Annotated in this window: 11 protein-coding genes; 6 read left to right on the top strand and 5 right to left on the bottom strand. The window is 62.4% G+C overall.

The features are described from left to right. Nucleotides 1-5: 5 nt before the first annotated feature. Nucleotides 6-3,380 (bottom strand): AAA family ATPase, encoded by a 3,375-nt coding sequence (locus tag BN1127_RS11105; RefSeq protein ID WP_042649501.1) that lies wholly within the window; start codon nt 3,378-3,380, stop codon nt 6-8. A 286-nt stretch (nt 3,381-3,666) separates the two neighbouring features. On the opposite strand from BN1127_RS11105, the gene cysZ reads away from it, so the two are divergent. Both cysZ and BN1127_RS11115 read left to right on the top strand, forming a co-directional pair. After that, nucleotides 3,667-4,431 (top strand): sulfate transporter CysZ, encoded by a 765-nt coding sequence (gene cysZ / locus BN1127_RS11110; protein WP_042649502.1) that lies wholly within the window; start codon nt 3,667-3,669, stop codon nt 4,429-4,431. A 134-nt stretch (nt 4,432-4,565) separates the two neighbouring features. Continuing rightward, complete coding sequence (locus tag BN1127_RS11115) at nt 4,566-5,180, top strand: trimeric intracellular cation channel family protein (protein WP_042649503.1); 615 nt, start codon at nt 4,566-4,568, stop codon at nt 5,178-5,180. Between the two features lie 94 nt (nt 5,181-5,274). Here the strand turns inward: BN1127_RS11115 and BN1127_RS11120 are convergent, their stop codons facing one another. The 4 genes from BN1127_RS11120 to BN1127_RS11135 form a co-directional block, all read right to left on the bottom strand. Then, the gene (locus BN1127_RS11120) at nt 5,275-5,526 is read right to left on the bottom strand and encodes a hypothetical protein (protein ID WP_042649504.1); all 252 of its coding nucleotides are present in this window, start codon (nt 5,524-5,526) and stop codon (nt 5,275-5,277) included. A gap of 61 nt (nt 5,527-5,587) precedes the next feature. After that, complete coding sequence (locus BN1127_RS11125; protein ID WP_041206241.1) at nt 5,588-6,133, bottom strand: peptidoglycan L,D-endopeptidase MepK; 546 nt, start codon at nt 6,131-6,133, stop codon at nt 5,588-5,590. A 148-nt stretch (nt 6,134-6,281) separates the two neighbouring features. Continuing rightward, entirely contained in the window at nt 6,282-7,763 is a 1,482-nt protein-coding gene (locus BN1127_RS11130) for a L,D-transpeptidase family protein (RefSeq protein WP_042649505.1), read from the bottom strand. A 91-nt stretch (nt 7,764-7,854) separates the two neighbouring features. Next, a complete protein-coding gene (locus BN1127_RS11135) occupies nt 7,855-8,622 on the bottom strand; it encodes a substrate-binding periplasmic protein (RefSeq protein WP_042649506.1) in 768 nt (255 codons plus the stop codon). A gap of 309 nt (nt 8,623-8,931) precedes the next feature. Here BN1127_RS11135 and BN1127_RS11140 point away from each other — a divergent pair, with 309 nt between their 5' ends. The 4 genes from BN1127_RS11140 to BN1127_RS11155 are packed head-to-tail and all read left to right on the top strand — an operon-like array spanning nt 8,932 to nt 12,108. After that, nucleotides 8,932-9,477 (top strand): hypothetical protein, encoded by a 546-nt coding sequence (locus BN1127_RS11140; protein ID WP_042649507.1) that lies wholly within the window; start codon nt 8,932-8,934, stop codon nt 9,475-9,477. A gap of 59 nt (nt 9,478-9,536) precedes the next feature. Next, on the top strand, nt 9,537-10,574 hold the full coding sequence (locus tag BN1127_RS11145; RefSeq protein ID WP_005324509.1) for a glycosyltransferase family 2 protein: 1,038 nt from the start codon (nt 9,537-9,539) through the stop codon (nt 10,572-10,574). Next, nucleotides 10,571-10,942, top strand: coding sequence for a GtrA family protein (locus BN1127_RS11150; RefSeq protein WP_042649508.1), 372 nt, complete (start codon nt 10,571-10,573; stop codon nt 10,940-10,942). The genes BN1127_RS11145 and BN1127_RS11150 overlap by 4 nt, the downstream gene beginning before the upstream one ends. Further along, complete coding sequence (locus BN1127_RS11155; protein ID WP_005324513.1) at nt 10,942-12,108, top strand: membrane protein; 1,167 nt, start codon at nt 10,942-10,944, stop codon at nt 12,106-12,108. Before BN1127_RS11150 ends, BN1127_RS11155 begins: the two co-directional genes overlap by 1 nt. Nucleotides 12,109-12,154: the final 46 nt, after the last annotated feature.

Below are 12,154 nucleotides of genomic sequence, written 5' to 3' on the forward strand. Positions count from 1 at the left end.
TCTTTCTAGTTTTGCTCAGCCAAAGCGACGGCTTCACCGATGTCAACCGACACGATGCGAGAAACCCCGGGCTCTTGCATCGTGACGCCTATCAGCTGCTCGGCCATCTCCATGGAGACCTTATTATGACTGATGTAAACGAACTGTACTGTGCTCGACATCTCTTTGACAAGAGAACAGAAGCGACCCACGTTCACTTCATCGAGCGGTGCATCCACCTCATCCAGCAGACAGAAGGGAGCTGGATTGAGTCTGAAGATGGCAAAAACCAGCGCAAGGGCGGTTAGCGCCTTCTCCCCCCCGGAAAGCAGGGCAATGGTAGCATTCTTCTTGCCCGGAGGTCTTGCCATGATGCTCACCCCGGCTTCCAAAAGATCGTCCGAGGTCAGCTCAAGCCAGGCACTGCCCCCCCCGAACACTTTCGGGAACAGGGATTTTAAATCTTCGTTGACCTTATCGAAAGTGTCGCGGAAGCGTATTTGTGTTTCTTTATCAATTCTTTTAATGGCTTGGCTCAGAGTTTCCAGCGCCTGCTCCAGATCCTGGCACTGATTTTCCAAGTAGCTTGCCCGGGTTTTCGCCTCTTCATACTCCTCTAGCGCCGCCAGGTTGATGGCGCCAAGTGCCTCCACCTGTGTCTCCAGGGTCTGGATCTCCTGGCGCAGCTTGCCGCGATCGGCGGCGATCAGCACGGCCTGATCGAGATCCACCAGCCGCACGCCCAGCTCTTCGAACTGCTCGTGCAGTCCCTGTCGCCGGGTGAGGTTGCGCTCCCGCTCCAGTCTGAGCTGGGCGAGCTTCTCCTGCAGGGTCACCAACTGTTTGTGGTCGGCGCTTCTGGCCTGTTCCAGCTCGGTCAGCTGACGCTCCAGCTCGGCGAGCCGCTGATGACAGGCCAGCTGCTGCGCCTCCAGGTTGCGTTGCTCCGCCAGCAGGGGCGAGATGTCCTGCACTGCCTGAGCGTCCGGCCCCTTGAGCTCGGCCAGTTCCAGTCCGAGCCGGGCCAGCTCCTGTTCGCGCAGGGCGATGAGCTGCGCCAGATTTTGCTGCGCCAGTTGCCAGCGCTGGCAGCTTGCCTGCTGCTGCTCCCGGCGCACACGCGCCTCCTCCAGCGCCCGCTCGGCACTGGCGACTCCTTCCTGGGCCAGCAAGAGTGCCTCCGCAAGCGGCTCCTCCTGCTCCTGCAGCTCGGCAAGCTGCGCCTCTTCCAGCTCGAGCTGCTGCTGGGCCGCAGCCAGCCGCTCGGCCTCCTCGGCCTGCTCCTTGTCCAGCCGGACCAACTCTTCCCCAAGCTGGCCGAGGCGCAGCCGCCGCTCCTGACGCTGACCCTGCTGCAGGCTCCAGGCTTCCCGCAGTTGTTGCCATCGCAGCTCCTGCTCGCGCAGGGTGCGCTGGTTCGCCTCAAGGGCGCTGTGCAAATGGGCGCGGTCGGCATCTGCGGCCTTCAACTGGGCATCCAGCTGAACCAGGGCCTGCTCCCCAGCGGCCAGTTCGGTGTGTAACCGCTCACGTTCACCGAGCAGCGCCAGGGTGCCGAGGGCGCCGCCCTGGCCGAGATCGGCCCAGTTCGGGCCAAACCAGTCCCCCGCCGGGGTCAGCACAGACTCACCGGCCAGGAGGGATGACTGGCGGGCCAGGGCCGCCTCCCTGTCATCGGCCAGCCAGATGACGTTGAGGAAGGCGGGGATGTGATCCCCCTCGATCCGGGCCGCCAGGGTGCCGGGCACCGCTGGGTGAGCCGGGCCTATCCAGAGCCCGCCCTGCTCGAGGTTGCACTGGTCCCCCGGCTGGGCGGTGAGCCAGCGCCCGAGCACCTTGTCCAGCCCCTGGGCCCACTCGGGCGCGACCTGCAGCCGATCCGCCAGGGTCGCGCCCTGCATCTGCTCCCCCAAAATCTGATCAAGGGTTGTGAGGCGGGCGCCGAGCTCGCGCAGCAGGCCGCCCTGCCGATCCCGCCGTTCTTTGAGGGCCTCGTGGCTGGCCACCCCGGCCTGCCACGCCTGTTCCAATGCCTCGTGGCGGGCGCGAGAGAGTGCCAGCTCATCCGACAGGGCATCCAGCGCGGGCTGCAGGCTCTCACCTTCCCCGCCAAGGGGGCCTGCCTGTTCATCCTCCAGCTTGAGTCGCGCCAGCCGGGTCTTGGCCTGCAGCTCCTGCAGGCCGCTTCGCTGGGCACGGGTCTGGTTGAGCCTGCCCTGTGCCTGACCGAGCTGCTGCTGCCACTGCTGCTGGTGTTGGCGGGCCAGCTCCAACCGCTCGCCGGCCGCGAGGCGAACGGCCTGCTGATCGGCAAGTAACTGCTCACACTGCTCGAGGCGAGCCGACTCCACCTCCCCCTGGAGGACGCCCTCTGTCAGCTGCTCCTGCTGGCTCCCCAGCTCTCCCCTGATGGCCTCGATGCGCTCGCCGAGGGCCTGACGCCGTGCCTGCCAGTCGCGACCGAGCTCGGTCTGGTGAAGCTGCTGCTGTTCGAGGCGGGCGATGGCCTGGCCGCCGAGGAAGATCTGCTGCTGACGACTCGCCTGCTCGGCCTGGGCCTCCTGGCGGGCCACCGATAGTGTGACGTGGCGCCCTTCGCCCGCGGTGCGCTTGGCATCGAGCGCCGCCAGCGCCTGCTCTGCCTGGGCCAGCTCGCTCTTGGCTTCGCCGAGGCGGGTCTCCAGCGCCCACAGCTCGGAGCCGATGAGCTCGGCCCTTGCGGCACGACTGCGGCTCTTGAGCTGCTTGTAACGCTCGGCGGTTTCGGCCTGGGATTTGAGATGCTCAAGGCGGGAACCCAGCTCGCCACGAATGTCGCCGAGGCGCTCCAGATTCTCCTGAGTGTGACGGATGCGCTGCTCTGTCTCCCGGCGCCGCTCCTTGTAGCGGGAGACCCCGGCGGCCTCTTCCATGAAGAGCTTGAGGTCCGCCGGGCGCGACTCCACCAGCCGGCTGACGGTGCCCTGCTCTATGATGGCGTAGCTGCGCGGGCCCAGGCCGGTGCCGAGGAAGAGATCGGTCACGTCCTTGCGACGGCACTTCTGGCCGTTGATCTGGTAGTGGTTGGAGCCGTCACGCAGCACCTCGCGGCGCACCGAGATCTCGGTAAAGCGGCCGAACTCGCCGGGTACCCGGTTGTGGGGATTGTCGAACACCAGCTCCACCGAGGCGCGGCCGTGGGGGCTGCGGTTGATGGAGCCGTTGAAGATGACGTCCGTCATGTTCTCCCCGCGCAGGTGGCGGGCCGAGCTCTCCCCCAGCACCCAGCGCACGGCGTCGATGACGTTGGATTTGCCACAGCCGTTGGGGCCCACCACGGCGGTCATGTCGGCCGACAGTTCGATGCGGGTCGGCTCGACGAACGACTTGAAGCCGGCGAGTTTGATCAGTTTCAGACGCATGGCGACCCGTGTCAGTGGCGAAATGAAGAGGCGGCGGGCGGGCTGTCAGCCCACGAATATCATCCAGCATCCGGGTCCGGCCTGACTGGACGGGATATCGGGAATAATTCGCGACTTTACCAGATCCGGACCCGGCCTTGTTGGGACTACGTAGGCAGCCAGCACACCCATATCATCCGACGTCCGGCCTGACCGGACGGGATATCGGGAATAGTTCGCGACTTTACCAAATTGGAGGCTTGTTTGTAATATGCTGGCACCCTACCCATTCATTGATGGATCTCAGATGAGCCAATCCCCTCACATGGTCAAAGATTCGGTCAGCGGTGCAGACTACTTCCTGCGCGGCTTCTCCCTCATTCGCCAGCCGGGCATCCGCACCTTCGTGCTGATCCCTCTGCTGGTCAACTTCGTGCTGTTCGCCGGTGCCTTCTATGCCCTGCTGCTGCAACTCGACGGCCTGTTCGCCTGGCTGCACCAGCAGATCCCGAGCTGGCTCTCCTGGCTCGACTACCTGCTGTGGCCCATCGCCCTCATCACCATACTGGTGGTGTTCTCCTTCATCTTCAGCTCGGTGATCAACTGGATAGCGGCCCCCTTCAACGGCCTGCTGGCGGAGAAGGTGGAGCAGATCCTCACCGGCGAGGCGGTGAGCGACACCGGCATGCTGGATGTGGTCAAGGACGTGCCGCGCACCTTCAGCCGCGAGTGGACCAAGCTGAAGTACTACCTGCCCAAGGCCATCGGCTGCCTGATCCTGTTCCTCATCCCGGTGGTGGGCCAGACCCTGGCACCTGTGCTCTGGTTCCTGTTCAGCGCCTGGATGATGGCGATCCAGTATGTGGACTACCCGTTCGACAACCACAAGATCGACTTCATCACCATGCGCGATGCCTTGAAGCAGCGCCGCGGCAAGTGCCTGAGCTTCGGGGCCCTGGTCACCCTCTTCTCCGCCATTCCCGTGGTCAATCTGTTCGTGATGCCGGTCGCCATCTGTGGCGCCACCGCCATGTGGGTGGATCAGTATCGCAGCGAGCAGCTTCGCCGCTGAGCCGCGCAGACATAACCAAAAACGGGGGCATGGGCCCCCTTTTCATTACTTAATCTAATGCAAACATGAGAGAGCTTGTCGTGCCAGACCAGGCTTGTTAGGATGCGGGCCTTTCTCGCACCCTGGGATAACTCATGTTACATGCACTCTTCTTGCTCGGCCTGGTGGCCGAAGGGATGACTGGCGCGCTGGCGGCGGGCCGGCGGCGGATGGATCTGTTTGGTGTCGTCATCATCGCCTCGGCGACAGCCATAGGGGGAGGTACCATCCGGGATGTGCTGCTGGGGCACTACCCCCTGCTCTGGGTGGAGCACCCCGAATATGTGCTGCTGGTGGCGGGGGCAGCCATGGCAGGCGTCATCTCGGCCCCGCTGATGCGTTATCTCGGCAAGCTGTTCCTGGCCCTCGATGCTCTGGGGCTGGTGGTGTTCTCCATCTTTGGCGCCGCCCGAGCGCTCGAGATGGGCCACGGGGCCGGCATCGCCTGCATCATGGCGGTGGTGACCGGGGTGTTTGGCGGCGTGCTGCGGGATCTCCTGTGCCAGCGCATCCCGCTGGTGTTCAAGCGCGAGCTCTACGCCGCCGTCTCCCTGGTGACAGCCGCTCTCTACTGCTTCGCACTGGATCAGGGCCTGCCCAATGACTGGGCCGCCTTCGGGGCCATCGGCATCGGCTTCGTGCTGCGGCTGCTGGCGGTGCGCTTCAAGTGGGGACTCCCCACCTTCAATTACCAGTACGCCACCCACTGAGCGCGCCAGTTTCTGGCCAGATTGGCTGGATTGCACACAACAAAAAAGCGCCGGATGGCGCTTTTTTGTTGCTGATGGCAGTGAAAAAACTGACTCAGTTGATCCCTTCCGAACTGAAGAAGGTGGCCTTGTCGGCGATGAAACGGATCTTGATGTTCTTGCCGTCCCCGCCCCAGACGCAGCTGGTGGTGCCGAGCGCATCGTCGCAGCGCTCCGCCTTGCCAAGGATGGCGCTCGCCTCGGCATAGGTGATCCCCATCTTCAGCTTGTCGTAGTTTTCCCGGTTCAGCTTGCTGCACCCGGTCAGCAGCAGGGCGATCAGGCCCCCGATCAGAATCTGCTTCATCTGTCTCTCCTCTGGATAGAGCCCAGAGCCTAGCAGCTCGGAGCCCTCCTGTGCCAACCCGTTACCAGCTGCGCACCGGCCCGGTATCGAGGTGGACGAAGTTGTCGGAGGGGTAGTAACCCACGCCGCCGACCTTGAGGTTCAGAGCCGCCTTGCGCAGGTGCGCCAGCTGCACGCCGGGGATGCGCACATCCACCGCCTGCCCCAGGGTGTGGTAGCTGTGCTTGGCGACGCCACGGCTGCGCTGGCGCTTCTGGCGATTGGTGGCCGGGGAGCGATACCCCGAGATGAGCTGGATCTCCCCCTTGCGGCCCAGCTTGTGCTGCAGCAGAAACAACTGATCGAACAGCTTCCTGTCGATGTTGAACACCTCGTTGCGGCGATAGTCGCGGAAGATATGGTTGAGCTCCGCCAGACCATCGTTCAGATAACGACCATTCTCCCAATAGCTGGCGTTGACCCGCTCGCCGGTATTGAGGTTGAAGAAGCTGAGTTCACGCCCTGTGGTACTGCGGCTCGCCACGGCCGGGAACGACAGCAGGCTGGCCCCCATCAGGCAACCGGCCCCCAGCAGCAGACGGCGTCGGCTTATCTCTTGTTCCAGCATCCGTTGTCTGTCCATTCCAGAGTGAAGTAACAGTGGTGAATGAATTTGATACAGAGGCCGAAACTACCCGCCCGTAAAAGTCATGTCAAACCGCAAAGGCCCATGAAAAAGCCCGGCACTGGCCGGGCTCTTCACTCTGTGGCGGGGATCACAGCAAGCGGCTCTGAAAGCTCACTCGATCGAATCCGTAAATATCATTGCGCAGTTGCTGGCGCCCCTCTTCATCGATCCAGCTGCTCCAGTAGACGGTGAACACCGGGATAGGGGTAGTCAACGGCAACCACTTGGTCTGGGTCTCTTTCAGGATGCTGGCGACCTTGTCCGGCTGATAGCGGGAGTCCGCGAGCAGCAGCTCGGCCAGATCGTCCGCATGCTCGACCCGGATGCAACCGGAGCTGAAGGCACGTGCCCCCTGCTCGAACAGAGCCCTGCGCGGCGTCGAATGCAGGTAGATGGCATCGTTGTTCGGCAGGTAGAACTTGTAGCGCCCCAGGGCATTGTGATCCCCCGGCTTTTGCCGCAACCGATAGGGGAAGCCCGATGCCAGCGCATGGTGCCAGCCATCTTCGCTGAACTGCACCGGATTGCCCTCGCCGTCGATCACCTCGAACTGTTCGCGGTCCAGATAGGCGGGATCCCGTCCCAGCTTGGGCAGAATGTCCTTGCTCAGAATGGAACGCGGCACATGCCAGGCGGGATTGAGCACGATGGAGCGGATCTCGCTGGCAAGGATGGGGGTGGCCCGCTGCTCCTTGCCGACGATGACCCGACTGGTAAAGACCTCGCTGCCGGACTCCACCACGCTCAGGCGGTAATCCGGGATGTTGACCAGCACGTAGCGGCCGGCGAGGTGATCCACCAGATCCCGACGCCACAGGTTGCGCAGCAGCAGGCTGGCACGCACTTGCGGCCCGGTATTGAGCCAGGAGCGGGTCTGACGGCCGATGATGCCGTCGGCGGTCAGGCCATGGCGGCGCTGGAACTGCTTGATGGCCTGCTCTGTCTCGGCGTCATAGGTGGCATCCTGGTGGTTCGGGGCACCGTCCCCCAGCTCGTTGAGGATGGAGCGGATCTGGCCAAGCTCGGTAGCGCTCTCCCCGGCTCGCAGGGTCGGCATGTCCAGGGTCGGCCAATGCTTGGCCATGGGCATGGCCAGCAGCTTGCGCACTTCATCGCGTACGGCCTCATATTCGGCGACTTGGGGCCTGAGCTGTTTGACCTGATCCAGCAGGTTGTCACCCAGGGGCTCATGGGCCAGGGGCTTGGTCAGGTCCAGCTTAAGGGTCTGCATCTGCTCGCGGGCGACCAGGTCCATGGCGCGCCAGGTTTGCTGGAAACGCGCCAGCTTGCCGAAGGCTTCGTCGTAGAGGGCGCCGCGCCGATCGGCCGGGGTCTTCTGCAACTGCTGCCAGAGCCGATAGAAATCCGGGTGCAACTGGGCAAGCACCGCCTCCTGCAGTTGCAGCTCCAGCTCATGGCGTGCCTGTTCTGCGGTACTGTTCTGATACCAGTCATGCTGGATGCTGGGACTGGCCACCACCATCTGTTCTGTGCTGGCATGGACCATGCCAGCCGGCCAGCAGCCCAGCCAGATAAGGTTTGCCAATGCCAACCAATACTTCTTACCCATGCTTCTTACCACGCTTGCCTCAAATCGGTTCACTTCGGCCTGTCAGGCGCAACGGTCAGGTGCCCATGATGCGGGAATGGCGGCGACTTTGCTAGCGGGCGGAGGTGTAGCGTCGCCAGATGAGCGCATGCTCCCCGCTCTTGCCAACGGCCATGATCGCCTGATTGAATCGCTGCACGAATTCGCTCGATATCGTCTTTTTGCTCAACATGAAAGAGGTCGGCGTCTCGTAGATCCCCATCACATGGGGGACCACCTCCTCCAACAGCCCCTCTTTCTTCAGACCCCAGGGAGTGGCCAAACTATCCCCGAGAAATCCGTCTATCCGACCCAGCACCAGTTTGCGGTAATTCTGCACGTCATTGACTGCGCTCACCTGATCAGGGTAACGGCGCAGCAGTTCGGAGATCTCGGCGCCATAGTAGTAGTCCCGGGTGATCCCCAGCCGGTGGCCCTGAGCCAGCCAGCTCCCCAGATCCGTTTCATCGTCGGTGCCGGCCTTGCGCACCCAGAGCGCCGTCCTCCCCGGATTGTAGGCGGTGGAGAACCAGGCATAGCGCGCCCTGTCCTCAGTGAAGTAGGCCTCCATGGCGATGTCCTGCCGCCCCAGTTCCAGCTCGTGCAGCCCCCGCTTCCAGGGACGCTCTACGTAGATGAGACGGCATCCCAACCGGGCCGAGACGGCGTTGAGATAGTCGACCGCGAAGCCGCGCAGCCGCCGTTTGTCGCCATCCTGCTGGTAATAGTGGTAAGGGGGCCAGTCATCGAAACCGACGCGCAGCGGGGAAGGACAAAGCGGTTGAGCCAACAGCGAGTGAAGGGGCAAACAGCAGAGCACACACAGGAAGAGCAGTCTCATGGGTCATCCTTGACAGCGGGACGGGTCATCTTAATTCTGTCAAACGAAAATGGCGACAGATCCTGCCACAGCGATGCACTATATCAGCCATTTGCCTGATAAGGCCATGGGCAGGACAGGGCCCAGGTCGCACTGGATGCCCGCCACAAAAGCAGGATGCGCACGACACCAAAGCCCCTTGGTACGCAGGGGGATTGGGGGTTAATATGTGAGCAAATTTATTTTTGTGATCCACTATGCTTTTTTTGCAATTGGATTAGCATATGCGCGAATCCAGCCTACCTATCCGTCGGGCATCGAGTGAGTAATATGACCTACAAAAAGTTCGGTTTTCTGGCTGCCATCCTGGCATTGAGCGGTTTTTACCTTTACACCCTCTACCTGGCCGCTCACCCCAACGTGAGCCTGGCTTACAAACTCTATTACCTGGAAGGCAAGACCCGCTTCTGGGAACACAACTCCAGCATGACTTACCAGCCGGGCAACGAACTCAACCTGACCAAACCGAGCCGCTTCCTCTCGAGCGAAGGCTGGGCCAAGAAGCCGAGCGAGCAAGGCACCGAGCTGAGCGGTCAGGGTGGACTCTATTTCGTGCTGCCCAAACAGCAGGCTCAACCTGAGCAGCTCACCATCCAGGCCAGGATCAACAGTCCGCAAGCCGGCACCCTGCTCAAGGTGGCGCTCGGCCATGATTTCACCACCACGGTCAAGCTGGCCAAGGCGGGCATCAACGAAATCAGGCTCAACCTGCCGGGCGACTCCCTGACAGCCGATCCCAAGCATCCCAACTTCCTTGCGCTCTCCGCTCCGACACCGCTCAACGTCCAGTCGGTACGTCTGACCGTCGCGCAGTGAAGCTGCAGATCCCAGCATCAGTAGTCTTATAAAATAATTCTTTCAATAAGGAAGTTCCCATGTCGCATGCCGATTTTCGACTCTCTCTGGTCGTGCCCGTTTACAACGAGGAAGAGAGCATAGACGCCTTCATCAGCGCGATAGATGCCGAACTGGCTCCCCTCAAAGACCGGCTTGAAATCGTGTTCGTCAATGACGGCAGCCGCGACCGCACCCGTGAAGTGGTCGAACAGGCCATTGCCCGCGATCCCCGCGTGACCCTGGTCAACCTGGCCCGCAACTTCGGCAAGGAAGCGGCCATGACCGCAGGCCTGCATCAGGCCAAGGGCGATGCCATGGTCCCCATGGATGTAGATCTGCAAGATCCCCCCGCCCTCATCCTGGAATTCGTCAAGCTGTGGCAGACCGGCGACTACGACACCGTCTACGGTATCCGGGTGGATCGCAGCGCCGACACCCCGATGAAACGCCTCACCGCCGGCGGCTTCTACCGCTTCTTCAACGCCCTCTCCACCAGCACCAAGCTGCCGGAGAACGCCGGTGACTTCCGACTCATCGATCGCAAGGTGGTCGAGGCTCTCAAGCAACTGCCCGAGCGCAACCGCTTCATGAAGGGGCTGTTCGCCTGGGCCGGTTTCCGCGCCGTCGGCGTGCCCTACGAGCGTCCCGCCCGCCACGCCGGCGAGACCAAGTTCAACTACTGGAAGCTGTGGAACTTCGCCCTCGACGGCCTGATGAGCTTCTCCAGCTGGCCGCTGCGGGTGTGGAGCTACGTCGGGGTCGGCGTCTCCTTCATCGCCTTCCTCTATATCCTCAAGATCATCACCCAGGTGCTGTTCTTCGGCATCGACGTGCCGGGTTACGCCTCCCTGATGTCGGTGATGTTGTTCCTCGGCGGCATTCAGCTGCTGTCGCTCGGCATCATAGGCGAGTACATAGGCCGCATGTTCGTGGAAGTGAAGCAGCGTCCCGTCTACCTCATCGAGGGAGTCTACGGCCAATATGCCCGGCAGGATGCGGGCAAGCAGCCGGATGCGGCGGCAACCCAGAGTGAAAAGGCGCAGGATGCGGACAAGCAGGAGCCGGCGTCCCAATGATCTCCCGCGAGGAATTCTGGCGGCTGGTTCGCTTCGGTTTCGTCGGCGGGGGAGCTACCCTCGTCGATCTGGGCAGCTCCATCGCCCTGTTTCACACCTGGCCCGCCATCTCTGAGCACCTGGTCACGACCCTGGCCTTTGCCATCGCGTTCTGGTTCTCGTTTTTCGGCCATCGCTACATCACCTTCCAGAAGCAGGGTGCCGCCAGCAAGTTTCTGCTGGTGGCCCTCTTCTCCCTGGCGGTGCGTAACCTGATCCTGAGCGGCCTGCTGTTTGCGGGCCTCTCCGGACTGCTGCCGGTGGTGATTGCCACCCTGACCGTTACCGTACTCACCTACATACTCTCTCGCGTCTGGGTTTTTGCCTGATGAATGACATGACCAATACCCCTCCCCTCGCCGGGGACGCCCTCCCCTATCGCCCGTCACTGCGCATCAGCAGCCGCGACTGGCTGATGATCATCGCCGCCTTCGTGCTGAGCCGGGTGGCCCTGTACGGCATGGGCTATTTCGGCGTCCAGCTCTACGGCGCCCCCGACATAGGCCCGCTGCAAGCCTATTGCCAGTTCGACTGCGTCTGGTTCCAGCGCATCATCGAGAACGGCTACGACCTCTACCCACGCTGGCTGAGCAAGGGCAACGCGGCAAACTGGGCCTTCATGCCGCTCTATCCCATGCTTGCTGGCGGGCTCTCCAGCCTGCTCAACATCGAGAGCCTGATCGGCCTGATGCTGGTGGCCAACATCGCCTTCTTCATCAGCCTGCCGCTGATGCTGCTGGTGCTGCGCCAGCTCAAGCTGGGGGATGAGACCGCCCGTTTCGGGGTCTGGCTGCTGGCCTTCTCCCCCTTCTCCGCCTACTTCGTCTCCGGCTACACCGAGCCCATGTTCATGGCGCTGATGCTGGGGATGTTCCTGTTTGCCTACCGCGAGCAGTGGCTGATGGTGGCCTTCCTCGGGATATTCATCTCCGGGACCCGCAACCTAGGGGTCATGATGGTGTTCCCCGTGCTGATCCTGGCGCTGCAGGCCTATGGCTGGCGCGAATTCTTCCGCTTCACCGAGCGGGCTTTCAAGGTGGTGTTCACCCTCTGGCTCATCCCCCTCGGCCTCTTCTCCTACATGGTCTACCTCTATCACCTGACCGGGGATGCGCTCGCCTTCAAGCACATCCAGGTCGCCTGGGGTCGCTACATGGACAGCCCCCTGGACTGGTGGCTGAGCGGCTTCGAGCTGGGCGGTCGCAAGGCCTACCTCTCCATCATGGTGATCTTCGGCTGGTGCCTGAACGGCTACCTGTTCAGCCAGAAGCGCTGGGCCGAGGCGACCCTGATGTTCATCTGCTGCACCATACCGCTGATGACCGGGCTCAACGCCATGCCGCGCTACATGTTCGGCCTCTACCCGACCCTGCTGGCCATCATCTTGCTGGCCCATCGCTGGCCGTCCATCCGCCCTGCGGTGCTCTGCATCAGCGGCATGGTCGCCTCCTTCATCGCGGTGGCCTTCGTCAACTTCAAGTTCTTTACCGTCTGACGAACGATCCCCCGCAGGCGAACAGCCCCACCTGAACATGCCGGTC

Source organism: Aeromonas media (assembly GCF_000819985.1).
Classification (GTDB): domain Bacteria; phylum Pseudomonadota; class Gammaproteobacteria; order Enterobacterales; family Aeromonadaceae; genus Aeromonas; species Aeromonas media.

What these genes read in the sequence shown, in the direction of transcription:
- BN1127_RS11125 (WP_041206241.1), bottom strand. Translation starts at nt 6,133, where the DNA reads ATGCTGGAACAAGAGATAAGCCGACGCCGTCTGCTGCTGGGGGCCGGT.
- BN1127_RS11105 (WP_042649501.1), bottom strand. Translation starts at nt 3,380, where the DNA reads ATGCGTCTGAAACTGATCAAACTCGCCGGCTTCAAGTCGTTCGTCGAG.
- BN1127_RS11155 (WP_005324513.1), top strand. Translation starts at nt 10,942, where the DNA reads ATGAATGACATGACCAATACCCCTCCCCTCGCCGGGGACGCCCTCCCC.
- BN1127_RS11130 (WP_042649505.1), bottom strand. Translation starts at nt 7,763, where the DNA reads ATGGGTAAGAAGTATTGGTTGGCATTGGCAAACCTTATCTGGCTGGGC.
- BN1127_RS11140 (WP_042649507.1), top strand. Translation starts at nt 8,932, where the DNA reads ATGACCTACAAAAAGTTCGGTTTTCTGGCTGCCATCCTGGCATTGAGC.
- BN1127_RS11120 (WP_042649504.1), bottom strand. Translation starts at nt 5,526, where the DNA reads ATGAAGCAGATTCTGATCGGGGGCCTGATCGCCCTGCTGCTGACCGGG.
- BN1127_RS11145 (WP_005324509.1), top strand. Translation starts at nt 9,537, where the DNA reads ATGTCGCATGCCGATTTTCGACTCTCTCTGGTCGTGCCCGTTTACAAC.
- BN1127_RS11135 (WP_042649506.1), bottom strand. Translation starts at nt 8,622, where the DNA reads ATGAGACTGCTCTTCCTGTGTGTGCTCTGCTGTTTGCCCCTTCACTCG.
- BN1127_RS11150 (WP_042649508.1), top strand. Translation starts at nt 10,571, where the DNA reads ATGATCTCCCGCGAGGAATTCTGGCGGCTGGTTCGCTTCGGTTTCGTC.
- BN1127_RS11115 (WP_042649503.1), top strand. Translation starts at nt 4,566, where the DNA reads ATGTTACATGCACTCTTCTTGCTCGGCCTGGTGGCCGAAGGGATGACT.
- cysZ (WP_042649502.1), top strand. Translation starts at nt 3,667, where the DNA reads ATGAGCCAATCCCCTCACATGGTCAAAGATTCGGTCAGCGGTGCAGAC.